The organism is Mesorhizobium sp. M1143, from assembly GCF_040318435.1.
Lineage (GTDB): Bacteria > Pseudomonadota > Alphaproteobacteria > Rhizobiales > Rhizobiaceae > Mesorhizobium.
Map to the genome: position 1 here is coordinate 16,363 of NZ_JAMYMJ010000049.1, position 20,909 is coordinate 37,271.

Below are 20,909 nucleotides of genomic sequence, written 5' to 3' on the forward strand. Positions count from 1 at the left end.
CAGCCGCTGCCCATACCAATGCCGCAATAAGTGTGGTACTGGCCGCCGATCCCGAAAAACCCGGAATGTTTCTCATGTCTGCGCCTCGCGTCAGTTTCGTCAGCCTTGGATGCCCGAAGGCGCTTGTGGATTCCGAGCGCATCATCACGCGCCTGCGCGCCGAAGGCTATGAGATCGCGCGCAAGCATGACGGCGCCGACCTTGTCGTCGTCAACACCTGCGGCTTTCTCGATTCGGCCCGCGACGAATCGCTCAACGCCATTGGTTCGGCGCTTTCGGAAAACGGCCGGGTGATCGTCACCGGCTGCCTCGGCGCCGAGCCGGACGTCATACGAGAGAAGCACCCCAACGTCCTCGCCATCACCGGCCCGCAGGCCTATGAGAGCGTGATGGCCGCGGTGCATGAGGCGGCGCCGCCCAGCCACGATCCCTATATCGACCTTCTGCCGCCGCAAGGCGTCAAGCTGACGCCGCGCCACTACGCCTATCTCAAGATTTCCGAAGGCTGCAACAACCGCTGCACCTTCTGCATCATTCCGGCACTGCGCGGCGACCTCGTCTCGCGCCCGGCGGCCGATGTGCTGCGCGAGGCCGAGAAGCTGGCCAAGGCCGGCGTCAAGGAACTGCTGGTCATCTCGCAGGACACCAGCGCCTACGGCATCGACATCAAGTACCAGACGTCGATGTTCGGCGACCGCGAAGTGCGGGCGAAATTCCTCGACCTTTCGGAGGAGCTGGGCAAGCTCGGCATCTGGGTACGCATGCACTATGTCTACCCCTACCCGCATGTCGCCGATGTCATCCCGCTAATGGCGGATGGAAAAATCCTTCCCTATCTGGACATCCCCTTCCAGCACGCCTCGCCGCAGGTGCTGAAGAACATGCGCCGTCCAGCCCATGGCGAAAAGACGCTGGAGCGCATTCGCGGCTGGCGCGAGGTGTGCCCGGATCTGGCGATACGCTCGACCTTCATCGTCGGTTTCCCCGGCGAGACCGACGAGGATTTCGAGATGCTGCTCGACTGGCTGGACGAGGCCAGGATCGATCGCGCCGGCTGCTTTAAATACGAGCCGGTCCGCGGCGCCCGCTCCAACGATCTCGGCCTCGAACAGGTGCCGCAGGAGATCAAGGAAGCGCGCTGGCATCGCTTCATGCAGCGCCAGCAGAAGATCTCGGCGACGCAGCTGGCCAAGAAGGTCGGCAAGCGCCTGCCGGTGCTGATCGACGAGGCGCATGGCACGTCTGCCAAGGGCCGGACAAAATACGACGCGCCCGAGATCGACGGTTCGGTGCATATCCAGTCGCGCCGCCCGCTGCGCCAAGGCGACATCGTCACGGTCAAGATCGACCGCGCCGACGCCTACGACCTTTACGGCTCGGCGGTTTAGAAAATTACCAAAAAGGGCGCCTCCCGGCGCCCTCGGATTTTTGGCACAGCCCTCGGCGCGGTTTCGCAGTCGAAGCGTGCAGCCCGCGAAATGAAAAAGGGCGCCGCGCGGCGCCCCTTCTCCTTTGCGTTTCCGATATTTACTGCGGCAACTTGTCGTCGACGCCCTTCACATAGAAGTTCATGCCGAGCAGCGTGCCGTCGTCGGCGACTTCGCCGTCCTTGAGCCACGGCGTGCCGTCCTGCTTGGCGACCGGTCCGGTGAAGGGGTTCCAGCCATCTGCGATTTTCTTGGCGGTTGCCTCGGCCATCGCCTTCACATCGTCCGGCATGTTGGTGAAGGGCGCCAGCTTGACGGCGCCGTCCTTGATGCCGAGCCAGACATTGTCCGGCTTCCAGGTGCCGTCGAGCGCTGCCTGAACGCGGCTGATGTAGTACGGCCCCCATTCGTCCGTCAGCGAGGTCAGCTGCGCGTTCGGCGCGAACTTGATCATGTCGGAGGACTGGCCGAAGCCGTGCAGCTTGCGCTCTTCCGCCACCTGCAAGGCAGCGGTGGAATCGGTGTGCTGAACGATGATGTCGGCGCCCTGATCGAACAGTGCCTTGGCCGCGTCAGCTTCCTTGCCCGGATCGAACCAGGAGTTCACCCAGACGATCTTGGCCTTGAAGTTCGGGTTGACCGACTGCGCGCCGAGCATGAAGGAGTTGATACCCATCACCACTTCGGGGATCGGGAAGGAAACGATATAGCCGGCGACCCCTGCCTTCGATTCCTTGGCGGCGATCTGGCCGAGCACATAGCGGCCTTCATAGAAGCGCGCATTGTAGATGCCGAGATTGTCAGCGGTCTTGTAGCCGGTGGCGTGCTCGAACATCACTTTGGGGAACTTCTTGGCGACCTTCACTTCCGGGTCCATGAAGCCGAAAGAGGTGCCGAAGATGATCTTGCAGCCTTCGCGCGCCAGACGCTCGAAAGCGCGGTCGGCATCGGGACCTTCCGAGACGTTCTCGAGATAGGCGGTTTCGACCTTGTCGCCGAGCGCCTTTTCCACCTCGAGGCGGCCCTGGTCGTGCTGGTAGGAATAGCCGAAGTCGCCGATCGGGCCGGTGTAGACCCAGCATGCCTTCAACTTGTCGGCGGCCTGCGCGGACGCCGCCAGTGACATGGCGGCGGTCGTGGTCATCAACGCAATAAGCAGTTTTTTCATTGTGTTACCTCTCTGAGTTTAGCCTTGGAGCTTCCCGTTTGTTTTTGTTGTCAACGATCCGGAACGAATGGCTGCCCCAAGGAAGCCGGCGTGTTCATCATCGTCAGACGCTTGTTGCGCGAGATTAGAACGAGAACCACGACGGTTGCCAGATAGGGCAGAGAAGAAAGCAGCTGCGAAGGCACCGGAATGCCAAATGCCTGTGCATGAAGCTGGCCGATCCACACCGCGCCGAAGATGTAGGCGCCGGCGAGCACGCGCCACGGCCGCCAGGAGGCGAAGACGACCAGCGCCAGCGCGATCCAGCCGCGGCCCGCGCTCATGTTCTCCACCCATTGCGGCGTGTAGACCAGCGACAGATGGCCGCCGGCAAGGCCGGCGCAGGCGCCGCCGAAGATGACCGCGAGATAGCGGTAGCGGATGACCTTGATGCCGAGCGCATGCGCCGATGTGTGGCTGTCGCCGATCGAGCGCAGAGTGAGGCCGGTGCGGGTCTTGAACAGGAACCACATGACGGCCGCCGTCAGCGCGATCGAGATGTAGAAGATCGGGTCCTGGCCGAACAACAGCCTGCCGACCACGGGAATGTCGGTGAGCACCGGAACGTAGAGGTTTGGCAGCCGCTCGCCGGGCTGGCCGACGAAGCTGGTCCCCATCATGCCGGAAAGGCCGAGGCCGAGCAGCGTCAACGACAGGCCGGTCGCCCCCTTATTGGGGGAGAGCGACAGCGTCATCACCGCAAACAGCAGCGAGAACACCGCGCCCATGGCAATTGCCGCCAACAGGCCCATCCAGGGCGATCCCGTGAGATAGCCGGCTCCGAAGCCGCCGACGGCGCCCATGATCATCATGCCTTCGACGCCGAGGTTGAGCACGCCGGAGCGCTCGACCACCAGTTCGCCGATGGCCGCTATTAAAAGCGGCGTCGCCGCCGTGGCGATGGTCAAAAGGATGTTGACGGCGATGTCCATCAGCGGGCTTCCTTCAACTTCGGCGCGGCTTCAAGCTTCGCCGCGCTTTTCGTCAGCGCCATGCCGACCAGACGGATGCGATAGTGGATGAGCGTGTCGCAGCCGAGCACGAAGAACAAAAGCATGCCCTGGAACACGCGTGCCACTTTGTCGGAAATGCCGAGCGCGCTCTGCACCGCCTCGCCGCCGAGATAGGTCAACGCCAGCACCAGGCCGGCGGCGACAATGCCGAGCGGATTGAGCCGGCCGAGGAACGCGACAATAATGGCGGTGAAGCCGTAGCCGGGCGAGATCACCGGCTGGAGCTGGCCGATGGCGCCGGAGACTTCCGAAATGCCGGCAAGCCCAGCCAGCGCGCCTGACAGCAGGAAGGCGAAGAACACCATGCGGTTGAGGCCGAAACCGGCGAAGCGCCCTGCCCTCGGGCTGGAGCCGAGCACGCGGACCTCAAAACCCTTGAGCAGGCGGCTCATCAGCACCCAGATCAGCACGGCTGCAACAAGCGCGAAGACAAAACCCCAATTGGCGCGGCCGGCATCCGGCATCAGTTCCGGCAGGACCGCCGAGTCATTGAACTGGATCGTCTGCGGGAAACCGTGGCCCTGTGGATCGCGCCAGGGGCCGCGCACCAGCCAGTCGAGGAAAAGCTGGGCGACATAGACCAGCATCAGGCTGGTCAGGATTTCGTTGGTGCCGAAGCGCGTCTTCAAGAGAGCCGGGATTGCTGCATAGGCGGCACCGCCGACCATGCCGAACAACAGCATCAGCGGCAGCACCAGCGGGCCTTCGAACCCGGGAAACAGCACCGGAATGGCCGAGCCGAAAATGCCGCCGAGGATGAACTGTCCCTCAGCGCCGATGTTCCAGATGTTGGCCTTGTAACAGACCGACAGGCCGACCGCGATCAGGATCAACGGCGCGGCCTTGATCGCCAGCTCATGCAGCTGCCAGACCTGGCTGATCGGCTCGATGAAATAGATCTCAAATGCGCTCAGCGGGTTGACGCCGAGCAGCGCGAACAGAACCGCGCCGGCGATGATCGTTAGGGCGAAGGCGATGAAGGGCGACAGCGCCGAAAAGAGCATAGAGCGCTGCGGGCGTTTGACGAGTTCGAGGCGCATCATGCCGTCTCCAGACCATGTTCGGCGTGGCCAGGCTCGGCGCCGCCCATCAACAGACCGACCTTTTCGAAAGTTGCCTCGGCGATCGGCAGCGGTTTGGACAATTCGCCATTGTGCATGACCGCGATCGCGTCCGAAATCTCGAACAGCTCATCGAGGTCCTGGCTGATGACCAGAACTGCCGAGCCGCTGCGCGCCAGTTCGATCAGCGCCTGGCGGATGTGGGCGGCGGCACCGGCGTCGACGCCCCAGGTCGGCTGGTTGACGACCATGACGGCAGGGCTGCGGTCGAGTTCGCGACCGACGATGAATTTCTGCAAATTGCCGCCCGAAAGGGCCGCAGCTTCCGGATCGGGCGCGCTCTTGCGCACATCCATCGCCACGATGATGCGCTGGGCGGCGGCATAGACCGCACCGCTTTTGACGGCGCCGCCGGCGCCGACAAAAACCTTGCCGTCGGTGGCGTGCCGCGACAGAAGCAGGTTTTCCGAAAGCTTCATGCGTGGCGCCGCGCCATGGCCGAGGCGTTCTTCCGGCACGAAGGCAGCGCCCATCAGCCGCCGGCCTGTGATCGAGAGCGAGCCGGCATCCTTGCCGCGGATGCGCACGGATGCGGCGTCCTGCTGCAGCACCTCGCCGGAGACGGATTCGAAGAACTCGCCCTGGCCGTTGCCGGCGACACCGGCAATGCCGATCACCTCGCCGGCGCGCACAGTGAGGTTGATATTCTTCAGCGGAATCGAAAACGGCGTTGCCGGCTTGCGGCTGAGGGCGCGGATTTCGAGCAGCGGCTGCGCGGTCTCGATGCCTTCGGCCGGCGCACGCACCACGGCCTTCACCTCGTTGCCGACCATCATGCGGGCCAGCGACGAAGCCGTTTCCTCGCGCGGATTGCAATGGCCGACGACCTTGCCGTGACGCAGCACGGTCGCGCGGTCGCAAATGCGTTTGACCTCTTCCAGCCGGTGCGAAATGTAGAGGATGGATTTGCCCTCGGAGCGCAGGCGCTCCAGCGTCTCGAACAGCTTGTCGGCTTCCTGCGGCGTCAGCACCGAGGTCGGCTCGTCGAGGATGATGAGCTGCGGCGTCTGCAACAGGCAGCGGATGATCTCGATGCGCTGGCGTTCGCCGACCGAGAGATCGCCGACCAGCGAGTCCGGATCGAGCGGCAGGCCATAGCTGAAGGAAAGCGCCCTCGCCTTGGCCGCGATCGAGCTGATCGGTGAGCCGTCATCCAGAGACAGAGCGATATTCTCGGCCGCGGTCAGCGCCTCGAACAGCGAAAAGTGCTGAAACACCATGCCGATGCCGAGCTTCTTCGCCATGCCCGGACTGGTGATCCGCACCGCTTCCCCGTTCCAGAATATCTCGCCGGAATTGGGCTCCAGCGAGCCGAACAGCATCTTGACCAGCGTCGACTTGCCGGCGCCGTTTTCGCCAAGCAGCGCGTGGATCTCGCCCTTGGCGATGTTGAGGTCGATATGATCGCACGCCGTCAGCGTGCCGAATATCTTGGTCAGGCCACGAACCTCAAGCAGGTTCGCTCCATCATGATCTGCACTCACAGTGCCTCCCATCCGGTTCCCGGACATGTTCTGTGTTCCCGCCAACATCGTATGCGCTGGCCGCTCTCGTGCGAAAGCAGCACCCACCTTGAAAGAGCTTCAAGAATTTCAGCGGAAACTCAAGGGGTAAAGATAGACCCGTTTCGCACAACAAACCGACCGACCGGTTTTTCGTGCAAACAGTGCCTGGGCGCCGCGGCAAAGCACTGAAAGGAAGGCAAACCTCCGTCAGGGGATCAGTATTGTCGTACCCGTGGTCTTGCGCCCTTCGAGATCGGCTTGCGCCTTGCCGGCGTCCTTCAGCGCATAGCGCTGGTTGATCTTGATCTCGACCGCGCCGCTCAACACCACATCGAACAATGCCGCGGCGGAGATTTCGAGGTCTTCACGCTTGGCGTTGTAGACGAACAGCGTCGGCCTGGTAGCGAACAGCGAGCCCTTCTGCGCCAGCACCGACATCGAAAATGGCGGGATCGGTCCAGAGGACTGACCGAAAGAGACGAACATGCCGAGCGGCTTCAGACAGTCGAGCGAGGCCGGGAATGTGTCGTTGCCGACCGAATCGTAGACGACGTCACATTTCTTGCCGCCGGTGATGGCGGCGACGCCGGCGACGAAATCCTGCTCCTTGTAGTTGATGACATGGTCGAAGCCATGCGCCTTGGCGAGCTCGATCTTGTCGGTTGAGCTTGCCGTGCCGATCACGGTGGCGCCGAGATGTTTTGCCCATTGTCCCAGGATCAGCCCGACGCCGCCGGCGGCGGCATGAAACAGGATGGTGTCGCCTGCCTTCACCTTGAAGGTCCGGCGCAACAGATACTCCGCCGTCATGCCTTTAAGCATCATGCCGGCGGCCTGTTCGTCGCTGATGCGGTCCGGTACCTTGACCACGCGGTCGGCGGCGACAATGCGCTGTTCGGCATAGGCACCGACATTGACGGCATAGGCGATGCGGTCGCCCGGCTTCAGCCAGTCGATGCCTGCGCCGACCTCGAGAACCACACCTGCCGCCTCGCCGCCCGGGATCAGCGGGAAGCCGCCGGGCGGCGGATAGAGGCCGATGCGGTGATAGACATCGATGAAATTGAGGCCGATCGCGGTGTGCCTGACCAGGATCTGCCCGGCGCCGGGTTGCCCCGGATCGGCGTCTTCATAGGTCAGGACTTCCGGACCGCCATGGGCGTGGATACGGATTGCTTTGGACATTTGTGGGCTTTCCTGCGGTCAGGCTTTCTTAGTGTCCGGCTTGGCGCCGAGTTTGGGGAAGAACTGCATGATACCGCCGATGCAGGCGAGGTAAAGTCCGGTGATGGTGATGCCGACCTTGGTAAAGACGCCGACCTGTTCGCCCAAAACGCCGATCTGGTCGTAGAAGGCGGCAAGGGCCGCCTGCGCCAGCGCCAGCGCACCGAAAGCGCACCAGAGCAGCGTCATGCCAAGATTGATTGGCCGCAGCCGCACCACCCGCACGGGATGGATGAAGTTGATCGGCACGAAGGTCAGGATGCCGGCCGCCACGACGACGCCGAAGGACACCCACTGTCCGGGCTCGATGACGAACAGCGTGAACACGACCATGTTCCAGACCACCGGAAAGCCTTTGAAGAAGTTCTCCTTCGTCTTCATTCCGGTGTCGGCATAATAGATGGCGCTGGACACCACGATGATGGCCGCCGACAGGAACGACAGCCCTTCGCCCATGAAGCCGCGCTGGTAGAGTGCGAAGGCCGGGATCAGCACGTAAGTGACATAGTCGATGATGTTGTCGAGGAGCTCGCCCGACCAGGTCGGCAAAATCTCCTTGACCTCGAGCTTGCGCGCGATCGGCCCGTCTATGCCGTCGACGAACAGCGCCAACCCCAGCCACCAGAACATCGCCGTCCAGCGTTGCTCGCTTGCCGCCACCAGCGACAGGAAAGCCAGGAACGAGCCAGACGCGGTCAACAGATGCACCGAGAATGCCCGCGCCTGCGGCCAGGTGACCTTTTTCTTCGGCCTGGGTATCCGGTCGGTGATCTTTTTGGCGGCGTTTCTGGCCGTTGTGTTCTTGCTCACGGGCCCCGCCAATCCAGTTTGCAGATTTCGGCCGAGCGGCCGGCAAAGTTCCAGTTGCGGCCGAAAGCCCGCATCTTGCTCTTATCGGACCTGGCCACGATGATCTCCGGCGCGATCCAGTATTCCGAGTTGCCGATCACGGTATCCTTCTCGCGATCCTTGCCGGGAATCGGTGTGACCGCCCCGTCGATGATCTTCGGTATCTGGAAAATACGGGTCTTGTCACGCGTCTCGTAGGTGATCGGCACCTGCTCGACGCCGAGGAACTTGCCGACAAGGATCGACAACAGCGCGGTGGTTCCGCCGGCCTTCCCGGTGAAGATCCTGGTCAGCGCTTTCACCGCATAGACGGAGGCTTGCTTGTCGATGAACAGGCCTGCGGTCCAGTTGCCGCGGCTCATATAGCCTGGGATTTCCATGACCAGACCGAGATTGAGGCCGGACAGGTCGACCTCGCCGAAATGGCCTGCGTCGATGCGGAAGCCCGCCCAGGTCTGGCAATAACCCTCCGTCGGCGGATGGCTGCCAAGCGACAGTACGCAAGGACAAAAAACCGTGCAATTGCAGGAGAGTACGAGCTCTCCTTTCATTGCCCAGCCTTGCTCTGCCATGGAATTATCCCCCGTCATGCCGAGACTACTAGCAGGGCGACTGCCCAGACAAGCAGTATCGCACCGGCCACTCGGGTTGGAAGGCTGCCGGTGGTCTGTTTTTCGATCAAGGTGAACAGGCCGATCAGCGCCATCCAGAACACGTTCATCGCGCCGACGGCAAACATCACCAGCATCAGCGCCCAGCAGCAGCCGAGGCACCACAGGCCCTGCTTCAGCCCTAGCCGGAAGATGCCACCCGGCTCCGCGCTCCAGTTGGAAAACAGTGTCGAGAACGGGTTCCGGCATTTTGTCAGGCAGGCCTGCTTGAGGCTGCTGAACTGGTAGAGGCCGGCAACCAGCAGCGCGGCCGCCGCGGCAAGGCCGCTCACCGGATCGAGCAATCGAGCGGAGGACGCAAATGCGTGGACGAGCAACGTCAGCACCGCGAAGCCGATAGAGGCGACAAGCCATGTCGAGAGGTAGCCGGCAACCAGGACCAGCGGGTGGGCCACCGGCTCGCCCTTGATGCGGGCGGTGTCGGCGATTTCACAATAGGTACGGATCATCGGCGCCGCCGACGGCAGCATCGTCGCCACGGCCATCAAAAACCACATCACGATCAGCGCCAGAACCGGTGCGCCGCCGGCATCAAGTGGTGCGGGCGTCAGGCACATGCCGAAGAAGCGGTCGAGGACATCCGGCAGCGGCAGTTGCGGCAGATATCGCAGGACCACATCGCCTGGTACGCCGGGGAGCCGGCCTTCGGCGCCGCGGATCGCCATGGCGCCGAGAATGAACCAGGCGAGCAGAATGCCGCCGGCGATGGCGATGTTGACCGTCAGGCGGGGGCTGCGGGCCAGGCTTGCCGTGGCGCGGCCGGCGCGGTCGAGATGGCTGAAATCGTCCTGCTGGCCGGTCATGACAACCGAATGAGCCTAATCGCCGCGTTGATCAAGCCGCATGGTCTGACCTATATCCATGGGTAGACACCTGCATCGCAAACTGGAAGTCCAATTTGGATCATCGCGAGACAGCACGGATACTGGTAGCCGGCAGCGGCCCTGCCGGACTGATCGCGGCGCTCGGTTTCGCCGAGGCGGGCTTTCCGGTAACCCTGGTCGGACCCGAAGCAGGCGGGCCCGATGGCCGGACCACGGCGCTGATGAACCCTGCTCTCAAGGTTCTCGATCGGCTGGGCGTGCTGGCCGAACTTGCGCCGAAGGCCGCGCCGCTGAAGGTCATGCGCATCGTCGATGCGACCAGCCGGCTGATCCGCAGCCCGGTGGTGACTTTTCGCGCCATAGAGATCGGCGAGGAGCAGTTCGGGCTCAACCTGCCCAATAGTGCGCTGAACCCGACGCTGGCCAAGTCCGTCGCGGCGCATCCCGGCATCGAATGGCTGACGTCGATGGTCGAGAGTTGGCGTCTGGACGCCGATCAGGCGCATGCCGTCTTGACTGATGGTCGCGAAGTCTCGGCCGCGCTTGCGGTCGCTGCCGATGGGCGCCTGTCGCCGGCGCGCGAGGCGGCAGGCATAGTGGCCTCGGTGCGATCCTACCGCCAAGCGGCGCTGGTGCTGAATTTTGGCCATCGCAGCGAACACGGCTTCACCTCGACCGAGTTCCACACAGAGACCGGGCCGTTCACCCAGGTGCCGTTGCCCTGCAACCGCTCCAGCCTCGTCTGGGTGGTGAAACCGGAGACGGCGAAGGACCTCGCCGCACTCGATGACGCGACGCTTTCCGAGCGTGTTGAGCAGCAGATGCAGTCGATGCTGGGCCGGGTGTCGGTCGAGCCCGGCCGACAAATTTACCCGCTTTCTGCGGCATCACCGGGGCGCTTCGCGCAAAACCGGGTGGCGCTGGTCGGCGAGGCTGCACATGTATTCCCGCCGATCGGAGCCCAAGGTCTCAACCTCGGCATCAGGGACATCGAGGATCTGATTGGAATCGCTGGTGAAAATCGCGACGACCCCGGCGCCGCGAAGGCCCTGGCCGCCTATGATTCCAGGCGCCGTCCCGACATTCTGGCGCGTTCCGGCGCGGTCAATCTGCTCAACATGTCGCTGCTTTCGGACATGCTGCCGGCGCAGATGGCACGCAGCGCCGGCCTCAATGTGCTCGGCAGTTTCGCGCCGCTGCGCGCCTTTTTCATGCGCGAAGGCTTGAGGCCGGGCAGCGGCTTTGCGGCGCTTACCGGCGGTTCAGGGAAACAGGTCCGGCGGTAAGATGCCGTGGCGGATCATGTAGAGCAGCCCGGTCACCGTCAGCACCGAGAGGCAGGTGGTGATCAGCACGCTGGCCGAGGCGCGTTGCACCCAGACGCCATATTGCTGGGCGATGACGAAGACGTTGGTTGCGGTCGGTAATGCCGCCAAAAGCACGGCTGAAAAAACCCAGATTTCGGAAAAGTTCCCGATCCAGCTCAGCACGACGTAGCAGAGCGATGGATGCAGGATCAGCTTCAGCGCCGCGATCGACGCCAGCTCATGCGGCACGCGGTTGAGCGGCCGGAGCGCAAGCGTCACGCCCATGGCAAACAGGGCGCAAGGGGCGGCTGCCCGCGAAAGATATTCAAGCAGGCGATCGACCGGCTGCGGTGGGTGAAAGCCGAGATAGGCCGCGCCGACGCCAAGCGCGGTCGCGATGATGAACGGGTGCAGGACGATTTTCCTGACTACGCCGAGGATGAGCCGCCACGGCGATGTCTTGTCGTCGCCCGACAGCGCCATCATCATCGGCGCGATGGCGAAATGCATGATATTTTCGAAGCAGAAGATCAGCGCGACGGGAACCGCCGCTTGTTCGCCGAAGGCGAGCAGCGCCAGCCCCGGCCCCATATAGCCGATATTGCCGTAGGCCGCGGCCAGCGCCTTGATCGTCGACTGGGCGATCTCGCCGCGCGACGCCGTCACCGACCATACGAACATGATCGAGAAGATCGTGTAGGTGGAAAATACCGAGCCGAAGATGAAGCGCCATTCGGTCAACTGTTCGAACGGCGTGCGGGCCAGCAATTGGAAGAACAGGGCAGGAAGCGCGACATAGACGATGAAGGTGTTCATCCAGCCAAGCGCTTCCAGCGGCTGCCTGGTCATGCGCGCGACCAGAAAGCCGATGAAAATCAGCCCGAAGAACGGAAGAACAAGACCGACAATGTCAGACATTTTTGCCCTGGCCCGAAACCCCGGGACCGGGCTAGCCCGTAGCTTCATCGGGCGTCAAGCGCTTCGGCATTGAACTGACACGCCATCTGCGCCAAATAAAGCCTGATCCCAGACCTAAGTCGGGCTCGATTTTTGGCCACGGTGTGTGTAAATTCAAAGCCTTAGAGCGCTCTTCGCACATTCGAGGGGACGCCGGGCGCTCTAGAGGCTTAGTGGTGAGTATGATGAAAACGGCCAAATTTTCGATCGGACAGGTGGTTCGTCATCGGCTGTTTCCGTTCCGCGGCATCATTTTCGATGTCGATCCGCAATTCGCCAACACCGACGAATGGTACGAAGCCATCCCGGCCGACGTGCGGCCGCGCAAGGACCAGCCGTTCTACCATCTGCTCGCCGAGAATTCGGAAACCGAATACATCGCCTATGTCTCCGAGCAGAACCTGCTCGAGGACCAATCAGGTGAGCCGGTCCGTCATCCGCAGATCGGCGAGATGTTCGACAAGCGGCCGGATGGACGCTACGAGCCGAAACGCCAGTCGAGACACTGACATCACCTTGCATCGACGTGACGACAACAAAAAAGCGGGGCATGACCCCGCTTTTTGTCGCTCCGGTATCTGTCCCGGCGATTAGTTGGCGGCTTTGGCCTTGGCCTGCTCGTCCTTGAGCTTCTTGGCGAAGTCCTGGTTGTTCTTGACGACGAAATCCTGAAGTTTTTTCTGCCGATCCTCGATGTCCGACTGCTGCAGCGGCGCGCCGTCAAAGGCGCCGCTGAAGCCGGTCAAGGCAACCTTGATGGGATTTGGCTGACTTTGGAAGTTGATCGAGGTCAGCGTGATCGCCTGTCCCTTCTTGAAGGACGCGACGAGCGCGTCGGTCAGCGGCACTTCGGCAACGCAACGGTCGGCGAAGCAAATGACATAATCCAGCTTCGTCGCCTTGCCGGCGTCTATCTGCAGGGCGATGCCGGGGGGCACCAGGCGACCTGGGGGAACCGTGACCTGGAAGACCTTGCGGTTTACCTTGCCCTTCAACTCGATCAGGCTGACGCCGGTGACGAACTGGCCGTTGCCGGCAGTGATGATGTTCTGGACATTGCAGATGTCGACATCTTCCTGCTTGGTGCAGGCCTTGAACCAACCCTGCGGAATCTGTTGCTGTGCCGAAGCGGTGGGAAGTCCGGCGCCCAGAAAGCCGACCACGCCCGCGGCCAGGACCGAAAGGCGGTATGCGTTGCTGTTCAGGCTCGTCATGTCGTGCATTTCCTCTCAAATGATCCCGGGACCGGCTTCTTCGCGCCGTGTGGTCCTGCTACCTGTTGCCGAATTGAGGCAACAGAATGACTTCGGAGCGCGTGTTACACTGCATGAGCAGCCGAATCCAGCCCGCCGCCTGCAATTCTTGGCCTCGCAATTTGGGTCGTGCGATTTGGGTTGATGTATCTGGCCGGAGCGCCGCGGCGCCATGTTAGGGTGCACTCCGAATCATCAAGCCGCCCAGTAAGGAGACGGTCATGGGCCGCATTCTTGTTTGGCTGATCGCCGCAATTTCGTTCTTCGCCTTTGCACCCGGCGTGGCGATGTCGGAACCGAAACATGCCATCGCCATGCAGGGCAAGCCGGCGCTGCCAGCCGACTACCAGCATTTCGACTACGTCAATCCCGATGCGCCGAAGGGCGGCAACATCACTTACTGCGTCGTCGGCAGCTTCGACAATCTGAACCCGTTCATCCTGAAGAGCCTGCGCACCACGGCGCGCGGCATGCAGGACCTCATTTTCGGCAATCTCGTCTTCGAGCCGTTGATGATGCGCAACTACGACGAGGCCTTCAGCCTCTATGGCCTGCTCGCAGACACAGCCGATATGGATCCCGAGCGCAAGTGGATCGAGTTCCATCTCAACCCAAATGCAAAGTGGTCCGATGGCGACCCGGTGACGCCGGATGACGTGCTGTTCACCTACGATGTCTTCACCGACAAGGGCCGCCCGCCCTACAGGGATCGCATGAGCCTGATCGCCAAGCTCGAAAAGACCGGCGATCACAGCGTGCGCTTCACCTTCAACGACAAGGCCAATCGCGAGACCCCCTTGATCATCGCGCTGACGCCGATCATCCCAAAGCACGCCTTCAACAAGGATACCTTCGACAAGACGACGTTGAAGCCGGTGATCGGCAGCGGTCCCTACATCATCGACAAGGTGCAGCCGGGACAGCGCATCGTGTTCAAGCGCAACCCGAATTACTGGGGCAAGGACATCCCTTCCAAGCGCGGCTTCGACAATTACGACCAGATCACCATCGAGTACTTCCTCAACGCCAATGCCAAGACGGAAGCGTTCAAGAAAGGCATCTGCGCCATTTACGATGAGGGCGATCCGGTCAAGCGCGAGCGCGATATCGATTTTCCCGCCTTTCATCGCGGCGAGGTGATCGCCGAGACCTTCGACACCGGCATACCGCCCGTGGTGACCGGCTTCCTGTTCAACACGCGGCTGGAGAAGTTTTCCAATCCGGAGGTGCGGCGCGCGCTCGGCATGCTCTACGACTTCGAATGGGCCAACAAGAACCTGTTCGGCGGTAAGTACACGCGCACGATGAGCTACTGGCAGAATTCCGAACTTTCCGCGCTCGGCCATCCCGCCAGCGACAGGGAAAAGGCGCTGCTGGCGCCCTACCCCGGCCGCGTGCCGGCCGATGTCATGGACGGCAGCTGGCGCCCGCCGGTGAATGACGGCACCGGCCAGGACCGCAAGGTGATGAAGGTGGCGTTCGACCTGCTGAAGAGCCAGGGCTACGCCGTTAGGGATGGTGTCCTGCTGGACCCAAAGGGAACTCCCTTCGGTTTCGAGATCCTGACGGCCTCGCAGGACGAGGAACGCTTTGCCGCCATTTATCAGCGCTCGCTGGAAAAGATCGGCATCGCGGTGACCATCCGCAGCCTCGAAGCCGACCAGATCCAGTCGCGCAAGCAGCGTTTCGACTTTGAGGTTCTTGTCGGGTCGAGCGGGTTCAGCAACTCGCTGTCTCCCGGTATGGAGCAGAACCTTCGCTGGGGTTCTTCGGAGGCCAAAAGAGAAGGTTCATTCAATCTGGCCGGCGTCGCCGATCCGGCGGTCGACGCGGCGATCGACGCGATGCTGAGAGCACGGACCAAGGAAGACTATGTCGCCGCCGTGCGCGTGCTCGACCGATTGCTGATCTCCGGCAATTACATGGTGCCGATGCAGTACAACGCGCAGCAATGGCTCGCTTACTGGAATTACCTGGATCATCCCAAAAAGACTCCCATATTCGGTTATCAATGGCCGACATGGTGGCGCAAGCCGAACTGAGCGTAGCCGAGATCATGCTCGGTAAAACGCTCGGCTGCAGGAGATCAAGATGAGCGATGACAATTCCATTACCATCGACGTGGTCTCCGACGTCGTCTGCCCCTGGTGCTTCGTCGGCCAGAAGCGGCTGGACAAGGCGATTGCCGCTGCCGGCGACGTCGAGGTTCATGTGCGCTGGCGGCCGTTCCAGCTCGACCCGACCATCCCGCCCGGGGGCAAGGACCGGCGCGAATACATGCTGGCCAAATTCGGCAGCGACGAGCGCATCCGCCAGATGCATGCCCGCATAGAGCCGCTCGGCGAGGCCGAAGGCATCGATTTCGCTTTCGACGCCATCAAGGTCGCCGCCAACACGCTGGACGCGCATCGCGTCATCCGCTGGGCGGGCGCCGCCGGTGAAGCCGTGCAGAACCGGCTCGTGCGCCGGCTGTTCCAGCTGTATTTCGAGGAAGCCGGCAATATTGGCGACCACGCCGTGCTGATCGACGCCGCCCGCGAGGCCGGCATGGACGCCGCCGTGGTCGAGACGCTGTTGCCGACCGATGCCGACGTCGAGGAGGTGCGCACAGAAATCGCCACGGCATCGCGGATGGGGATCACCGGCGTGCCGTGCTTCCTGCTCGAAGGCAAATACGCCGTCATGGGCGCGCAGGACGCCGACACGCTGACTGATGCCATCCGCCAGGTCGCGGCCGCAAAGGCCAAGGGCGAACTGGAAAAGGCCGGCTAGAGCCTGTTCCATCCCGATGGAAATCGGGATGGGCTCTATCTCCTTGTTTGAGCATGATCTCTGGACAAAACGGTTTCCCGTTTGTCCGAGAAAACCGGCAACCACTTTTCGGGATCATGCTCGGGTTATTTCACCGTCACCTTGGCTTTGCTGAGGAAGAATCCGTGGCCGTTGCTGCCCGTGCAGGTCAGTCCCTTGGTTGACGACTGGCAGGTAAACGGCCCTTTGCTCCAGCTGCTTCCGTAAGCCAGCTTCGCCACATCGCTGCAGCAGCCCTGCTCGCCCGGATTCTTGATCAATGTTGCCGGGCCGTTCGGCCCAAGGATCACGGTGACGTAGCTGGGCTCGACGCGCGAACAGCTCAGTTCCGGACCGCCATCCTGTGGCTCGTAGGTGCTGGTGCCGCCCTTCGGCGTGTAGATGCAGCCGATGTTGCCGGACGGCGCATTGAACTCGATTTGCCCTTCGGCGCTTGCCGGAATGGTCTGGCTGCCGGCATGCGCAAGAGGCAGCCAGGCAAAGAGCGTCACGATTGCGGGAACGGCTGCGCTTGCAAGCATTGGGGAGCTTCCTTGTGGGGACCGGACATGCATTGGTGCCGACAGTGCCCGGCAAGGTTCATTCCAGTGCGCTTGATTGTCAAACGGTGTTGAACTGCAGCTAAAAAGCGCGTGCCACCTCATGAACAGTCGCTTTACAGCAGCGACGATCTTGCGTGCCCAACCATGATGGCCGGTGAGATGATTCGGGCGGCCTGGGGCGATCATGGACGGCAATTTTTCGGGCGATCCGGTTAGCGCGCGGTGGGAAAACCGGCCGACGGGCAGGCCTTTTGGTCACAAAGCCGTGTATGAGCCTTCCCTCAGGGAATATATTCGCACATCTGAGCGTTCTCGCAACACATTGAAACAAAGGACAAATTTGACCCAAAGACGGCGATCTCGCAGCACCAACTGTTGCCTCATGGCAACGGCGGGTGGGCTGCTTCACATTCGCCGGGATAAAATTCATAGAAAATGATCAATTGGTGTTACTATCCGTAACAAAACTAAAAAAGGTTTGGGCGGGATTGTGATTCGGGTCGACAGACCGCGACGTTCAATATCGGCACTTTGGAACCGCGACGCCCCCGCCGGGCCGTCGCCCCTGACGCCAGTATCGTCGATGCGGACCTTCTGGGGACTGATGCGGGCCTACTGGTTCTCGGACCGGTGGAGGGAAGCCTGGGCTCTCACCGTCGTCCTCGCACTCATCATAGCCCTGTCGAGCAAGGCGGACGTCTGGTTTACCGTGTTGGCGGGCGAACTGGCAGCCTCAATCGCTTTTTTTCACGACGCCGCGAATACCACGCCCCTTGAATCGGTGCTTACCAATGCCGGCCTGCTTGTCCTGCTGGTCGTGTTCAAGGACATGGGAATCATAGGCGCCTGCAAATTTGTATCGGCGACATTGCATCGCAAATGGCGCGCCTGGTTGAACGCGCGTTTCAATGCGGCGCTGCTCGATACCAACCATACGCACTACCACGCCCAGAATGGCTCGCCAGATGCGCCAGCGCCCGACAACATTGATCAGCGCGTGCAGGAATCCATCAAAGACATGGCGGGCGGCGCCATCGGGCTTGCCCAAGGTGTGTTCGGCGTCTTCACCTCACTTTATTTTGTCGGCGGCGCTTTGCTGGCGAATTCCGTGGAGGTAAAAGGCTTGGATGCCCTCGGCAGCTATGGCAGCGCCGTCCTCGCTCTGCTGGCGGTTGCCATCTACGTGCCGGTCAATACCTGGATCGCGATCAAACTCGGCGGAATGCTGGAGTGGCTCAACGTCAGGATGCAGAAGGCCGAAGGCACCTATCGCAGCGAGCTGATCACTTTGTTGCGCCGCAGTTTCCATGTGTCGGCGTCGCAAGGCGAAGACGTGCAAAAGACGATACATGGACGGCTCTATCTCGATATTGATACCACCTGGTCGAAGCTCAACATCGTCAACACCCTCTATGCGGGATTCGAATCGGTCTACAATTTCGTCGGGGCCAAAGTTGTCGCCTACGGACCTGGTCTGGTGCCGTTCATCCACAACGGCGTCGACCTCAAGGGCTACATAACCGGTTCCGAGCAGGTCAACGCGCTGATCAGCAAATGTTCCTGGTTCATCCATGTCATGCCGAGTCTCGCCACCTTGCGGGCCAACAGCCAGCGCGTCATTGAATTGGCGCACGCCATTGAAAACGTCCAACAGCCGCAGGAATTCTACAGCCAGACCGGCCGTTCCGATTTCCACTATGCCAGCCAGAACCCGGTCTTCGGCCTGACCATCCAGAAGCTTGAACTGGCGCATCAGGGTGAAGACGCCACGCCGTTCCTGAGCGCAGCCAATCTGCGCTTTCGGCGCGGCGAGTGGGCATTCCTCAAGGGCGAATCCGGCTGCGGCAAGACTTCGCTGATCAAGGCGATCAACGGCTTGTGGCCTTATGGCCGCGGCACCATCGTCTTCCCTGACGGTGTGAGGAGCTTCTATGCCGCCCAGGAGGTCAAGCTGCAGCAGGTGTCGCTGAAGCAGCTGGTGTGCCTGCCCGGTTCCGAGGACGACTATGGCGATGCGCAGGTCGCGGCAGCCCTGCACAAGGCCGGCCTCGGCGATTTCATCGAACACATGGCCGATGAAAGCCGCGAGGGAAAGATCTGGGACCAGCTGCTGTCCGGCGGCCAGAAGCAGAAGCTGGTTGTGGCCCGCATCGTGCTGCAGCAACCGGGACTGTTGTTCCTCGACGAAGCGACCGGCGCGCTCGATCCGGATGGCAAGATCGCCTTCCACCAAGCCATCAAGGACAACTGTCCCGATGTCACGGTGATCAGCATCATGCATGAGGCGGTGCCGCCACGTTCGGCCTCGGGCGAGGAATTCTACCATAGCGTGGTCGCGATCGCCGACGGCGTCGCCACCAAGAGGCCGCTTGTTCCGAACCTTCCGCGCGAGCTCACCACCATCCTTACGCAGCCGCGGCCGGTCGAGGACAAATGGATGCGTTTTTCACGCCGGCTGAAGCAGAAATAGCAGCCACGCCGAAGCGCGTTCCGCCACTGGCGGCGGGGCACTCGCTCCCTCCCCCTTCAATAATCATCACAGTCTCGCGATTGGGCCGGCTCCCGGCTGTTTTCCGCCACCCCCGCGATTGACTCGCCAAGATGCGCTCCTATGTTGCGCCCGCTCGCTGAATTCCAACTCGAACCCGCGAGCAGAAAGGTCACCGCGCCATGCCTGGCGACAGTAGTCGAACGCAACCGCCGTCCGCCTCGATGTGACCTCTAACGGCTCACGTCCCGCCGGACGGCAAGGAGTGAGCCATGAACGAATTTACCCCCGTCGTAGCGGGCGACGATGCCGTCGCTATCGCGCGTATCCTTGCCAATGATCACGTCGCCGATGTCGTCGAGGCCCTGAACCGCGAATCTCGCGATACCGCGATAGAACTGCTTTGCGAAATGCCGTTCGAGCGGCTGGTCGAGATCTTCGACCAGCCTGAACTCGACGGCGCCTCCGATCTGGCCGAGGCGCTGCCGCGCGCCAAGGCGTGCAAGCTCCTGACCGCCATGTCGGTCGACCGCGCCGCCGATATCCTGCGCGAACTGGACGAACCGGCGCGCTCCGAGCTGCTCGGCGGGTTGGTCCCGCCGCTGCGGGCAACGCTGCTTTCCATTCTCGGCTATCCCGAAGGCAGCGCCGCCTCGATCATGACGACCGAGTTCGTCAGCGTGCCTTCGGATTGGACCGTTGGCCGCACGCTCGACTACATCCGCAAGGTGGAGCGGACGCGCGAGACCGTCTACGCCATCTACATCGTCGACCCCGAGACGCATGTGCTGGTGCGATCGACCGGCCTGCGCCGGCTGATCACGGGCGAGCCGGACGATCCGATCCTGTCGGTGGCGCCGGATCGCGCCCCGGTGACGGTGACGCCGCTTACCGATCGCGAAACACTGGCGCAGACGATCTCCAAATACGATCTGCTCGCGGTTCCCGTCGTCGACCACGGCAAGATCCTCGGCATCGTTACCATCGACGACATCATCGACACCATGATCGAGGAGACGACCGAGGACGCGCATCGCTTTGGCGGCATGGAGGCGCTCGACGAGCCCTACATGAAGATGAGCTTTCTCGCCATGATCAGGAAGCGCGGCGGCTGGCTGTGCGCGCTGTTCATCTCGGAGATGCTGACCGCCAATGCCATGCAAAGCTATGAAGGCGAACTGGAAAAGGCGATCGTGCTCACCCTGTTCATCCCGCTGATCATGAGCTCGGGCGGCAATTCCGGCTCGCAGGCGACCTCGCTCGTCATTCGCGCGCTGGCGCTGCGCGAGATCGGCCTTCGCGACTGGTGGCGGGTGGCGTTGCGCGAATTGCCCACCGGCCTGGTGCTCGGCGCCATGCTTGGCGTGGTCGGCATCTGCCGCATCGCGCTCTGGCAGTTTATGGGCTTCTACGATTATGGGCCGCATTGGCCGCTGATCGCGGCGACCGTGGGGGCAGCCCTTGTCGGCATCGTCACCTTCGGCTCGCTGTCGGGGTCGATGCTGCCGTTCGCGCTGAAACGGATCGGCTTCGATCCGGCGAGCGCCTCGGCGCCGTTCGTCGCCACGCTGGTCGATGTCACCGGCCTGGTGATCTATTTCTCGGTGGCGCTGGTCATCCTGCGCGGCACTTTGTTGTAATGAGCTTCAGGCCTCCCATCTCGGTGGCAACAGCGGCTGCCATGGGGGGTTCTTCAAGATCGAGCGCGCG

The 20,909-nt window shown here is 62.1% G+C and carries 18 protein-coding genes; 7 read left to right on the plus strand and 11 right to left on the minus strand.

Annotation, left to right across the window (positions count from 1 at the left end; translation table 11 throughout):
• Positions 1 to 74 precede the first annotated feature (74 nt).
• Positions 75 to 1,388: a 30S ribosomal protein S12 methylthiotransferase RimO gene (gene rimO / locus NKH35_RS25240; protein WP_023691314.1), complete on the plus strand. Its 1,314-nt coding sequence runs from the start codon at positions 75 to 77 to the stop codon at positions 1,386 to 1,388.
• Between the two features lie 139 nt (positions 1,389 to 1,527).
• On the opposite strand, the gene NKH35_RS25245 is transcribed toward rimO, so the two are convergent.
• From NKH35_RS25245 to NKH35_RS25280, 8 genes are all read right to left on the minus strand, one after another.
• Positions 1,528 to 2,595 (minus strand): BMP family ABC transporter substrate-binding protein, encoded by a 1,068-nt coding sequence (locus tag NKH35_RS25245; RefSeq protein ID WP_023682527.1) that lies wholly within the window; start codon positions 2,593 to 2,595, stop codon positions 1,528 to 1,530.
• A 50-nt stretch (positions 2,596 to 2,645) separates the two neighbouring features.
• Positions 2,646 to 3,566: an ABC transporter permease gene (locus NKH35_RS25250; RefSeq protein ID WP_352916765.1), complete on the minus strand. Its 921-nt coding sequence runs from the start codon at positions 3,564 to 3,566 to the stop codon at positions 2,646 to 2,648.
• Positions 3,566 to 4,690, minus strand: a complete 1,125-nt coding sequence (locus tag NKH35_RS25255; protein WP_031193354.1) for an ABC transporter permease — start codon at positions 4,688 to 4,690, stop codon at positions 3,566 to 3,568. The genes NKH35_RS25250 and NKH35_RS25255 overlap by 1 nt, the downstream gene beginning before the upstream one ends.
• On the minus strand, positions 4,687 to 6,264 hold the full coding sequence (locus NKH35_RS25260) for an ABC transporter ATP-binding protein (protein WP_023682524.1): 1,578 nt from the start codon (positions 6,262 to 6,264) through the stop codon (positions 4,687 to 4,689). Before NKH35_RS25260 ends, NKH35_RS25255 begins: the two co-directional genes overlap by 4 nt.
• Positions 6,265 to 6,480: 216 nt before the next feature.
• Positions 6,481 to 7,458, minus strand: coding sequence for a quinone oxidoreductase family protein (locus tag NKH35_RS25265; RefSeq protein ID WP_023682523.1), 978 nt, complete (start codon positions 7,456 to 7,458; stop codon positions 6,481 to 6,483).
• An 18-nt stretch (positions 7,459 to 7,476) separates the two neighbouring features.
• Positions 7,477 to 8,307 (minus strand): phosphatidylcholine synthase, encoded by an 831-nt coding sequence (gene pcsA / locus NKH35_RS25270; protein ID WP_023682522.1) that lies wholly within the window; start codon positions 8,305 to 8,307, stop codon positions 7,477 to 7,479.
• A complete protein-coding gene (locus NKH35_RS25275; protein WP_023706821.1) occupies positions 8,304 to 8,918 on the minus strand; it encodes a DUF1326 domain-containing protein in 615 nt (204 codons plus the stop codon). The genes pcsA and NKH35_RS25275 overlap by 4 nt, the downstream gene beginning before the upstream one ends.
• A gap of 14 nt (positions 8,919 to 8,932) precedes the next feature.
• On the minus strand, positions 8,933 to 9,820 hold the full coding sequence (locus NKH35_RS25280; protein WP_352459009.1) for a DUF2182 domain-containing protein: 888 nt from the start codon (positions 9,818 to 9,820) through the stop codon (positions 8,933 to 8,935).
• Between the two features lie 95 nt (positions 9,821 to 9,915).
• Between NKH35_RS25280 and NKH35_RS25285 the strand changes: the two genes are divergently transcribed.
• Positions 9,916 to 11,127 (plus strand): UbiH/UbiF family hydroxylase, encoded by a 1,212-nt coding sequence (locus tag NKH35_RS25285; protein WP_023750694.1) that lies wholly within the window; start codon positions 9,916 to 9,918, stop codon positions 11,125 to 11,127.
• On the opposite strand, the gene NKH35_RS25290 is transcribed toward NKH35_RS25285, so the two are convergent.
• The gene (locus NKH35_RS25290; RefSeq protein ID WP_023741221.1) at positions 11,104 to 12,066 is read right to left on the minus strand and encodes an AEC family transporter; all 963 of its coding nucleotides are present in this window, start codon (positions 12,064 to 12,066) and stop codon (positions 11,104 to 11,106) included. The two genes, NKH35_RS25285 and NKH35_RS25290, sit on opposite strands and share 24 nt — an antisense overlap.
• 224 nt (positions 12,067 to 12,290) lie before the next feature.
• On the opposite strand from NKH35_RS25290, the gene hspQ reads away from it, so the two are divergent.
• Positions 12,291 to 12,614: a heat shock protein HspQ gene (gene hspQ, locus NKH35_RS25295; RefSeq protein ID WP_023668971.1), complete on the plus strand. Its 324-nt coding sequence runs from the start codon at positions 12,291 to 12,293 to the stop codon at positions 12,612 to 12,614.
• A gap of 81 nt (positions 12,615 to 12,695) precedes the next feature.
• Here hspQ and NKH35_RS25300 read toward each other — a convergent pair whose 3' ends face one another.
• Positions 12,696 to 13,319, minus strand: coding sequence for an invasion associated locus B family protein (locus NKH35_RS25300; protein ID WP_023668972.1), 624 nt, complete (start codon positions 13,317 to 13,319; stop codon positions 12,696 to 12,698).
• Between the two features lie 260 nt (positions 13,320 to 13,579).
• On the opposite strand from NKH35_RS25300, the gene NKH35_RS25305 reads away from it, so the two are divergent.
• Positions 13,580 to 15,400, plus strand: coding sequence for an extracellular solute-binding protein (locus tag NKH35_RS25305; RefSeq protein ID WP_352916767.1), 1,821 nt, complete (start codon positions 13,580 to 13,582; stop codon positions 15,398 to 15,400).
• A gap of 49 nt (positions 15,401 to 15,449) precedes the next feature.
• Positions 15,450 to 16,130, plus strand: a complete 681-nt coding sequence (locus tag NKH35_RS25310) for a DsbA family oxidoreductase (RefSeq protein ID WP_023750696.1) — start codon at positions 15,450 to 15,452, stop codon at positions 16,128 to 16,130.
• A gap of 125 nt (positions 16,131 to 16,255) precedes the next feature.
• Here the strand turns inward: NKH35_RS25310 and NKH35_RS25315 are convergent, their stop codons facing one another.
• Positions 16,256 to 16,690 (minus strand): hypothetical protein, encoded by a 435-nt coding sequence (locus tag NKH35_RS25315; protein ID WP_023750697.1) that lies wholly within the window; start codon positions 16,688 to 16,690, stop codon positions 16,256 to 16,258.
• A 604-nt stretch (positions 16,691 to 17,294) separates the two neighbouring features.
• On the opposite strand from NKH35_RS25315, the gene NKH35_RS25320 reads away from it, so the two are divergent.
• Both NKH35_RS25320 and mgtE read left to right on the plus strand, forming a co-directional pair.
• A complete protein-coding gene (locus NKH35_RS25320; RefSeq protein WP_023691324.1) occupies positions 17,295 to 19,181 on the plus strand; it encodes an ABC transporter ATP-binding protein/permease in 1,887 nt (628 codons plus the stop codon).
• Between the two features lie 290 nt (positions 19,182 to 19,471).
• Positions 19,472 to 20,839, plus strand: coding sequence for a magnesium transporter (gene mgtE / locus NKH35_RS25325; protein ID WP_352916770.1), 1,368 nt, complete (start codon positions 19,472 to 19,474; stop codon positions 20,837 to 20,839).
• Positions 20,840 to 20,909: the final 70 nt, after the last annotated feature.

Bases quoted from the DNA above. Each gene is read 5' to 3' on its own strand.
- rimO (WP_023691314.1), top strand. From the start codon at position 75: ATGTCTGCGCCTCGCGTCAGTTTCGTCAGCCTTGGATGCCCGAAGGCG.
- NKH35_RS25245 (WP_023682527.1), bottom strand. From the start codon at position 2,595: ATGAAAAAACTGCTTATTGCGTTGATGACCACGACCGCCGCCATGTCA.
- NKH35_RS25250 (WP_352916765.1), bottom strand. From the start codon at position 3,566: ATGGACATCGCCGTCAACATCCTTTTGACCATCGCCACGGCGGCGACG.
- NKH35_RS25255 (WP_031193354.1), bottom strand. From the start codon at position 4,690: ATGATGCGCCTCGAACTCGTCAAACGCCCGCAGCGCTCTATGCTCTTT.
- NKH35_RS25260 (WP_023682524.1), bottom strand. From the start codon at position 6,264: ATGGGAGGCACTGTGAGTGCAGATCATGATGGAGCGAACCTGCTTGAG.
- NKH35_RS25265 (WP_023682523.1), bottom strand. From the start codon at position 7,458: ATGTCCAAAGCAATCCGTATCCACGCCCATGGCGGTCCGGAAGTCCTG.
- NKH35_RS25275 (WP_023706821.1), bottom strand. From the start codon at position 8,918: ATGGCAGAGCAAGGCTGGGCAATGAAAGGAGAGCTCGTACTCTCCTGC.
- NKH35_RS25280 (WP_352459009.1), bottom strand. From the start codon at position 9,820: ATGACCGGCCAGCAGGACGATTTCAGCCATCTCGACCGCGCCGGCCGC.
- NKH35_RS25290 (WP_023741221.1), bottom strand. From the start codon at position 12,066: ATGTCTGACATTGTCGGTCTTGTTCTTCCGTTCTTCGGGCTGATTTTC.
- hspQ (WP_023668971.1), top strand. From the start codon at position 12,291: ATGAAAACGGCCAAATTTTCGATCGGACAGGTGGTTCGTCATCGGCTG.
- NKH35_RS25300 (WP_023668972.1), bottom strand. From the start codon at position 13,319: ATGACGAGCCTGAACAGCAACGCATACCGCCTTTCGGTCCTGGCCGCG.
- NKH35_RS25305 (WP_352916767.1), top strand. From the start codon at position 13,580: ATGGGCCGCATTCTTGTTTGGCTGATCGCCGCAATTTCGTTCTTCGCC.
- NKH35_RS25310 (WP_023750696.1), top strand. From the start codon at position 15,450: ATGAGCGATGACAATTCCATTACCATCGACGTGGTCTCCGACGTCGTC.
- NKH35_RS25315 (WP_023750697.1), bottom strand. From the start codon at position 16,690: ATGCTTGCAAGCGCAGCCGTTCCCGCAATCGTGACGCTCTTTGCCTGG.
- NKH35_RS25320 (WP_023691324.1), top strand. From the start codon at position 17,295: ATGCGGACCTTCTGGGGACTGATGCGGGCCTACTGGTTCTCGGACCGG.
- mgtE (WP_352916770.1), top strand. From the start codon at position 19,472: ATGAACGAATTTACCCCCGTCGTAGCGGGCGACGATGCCGTCGCTATC.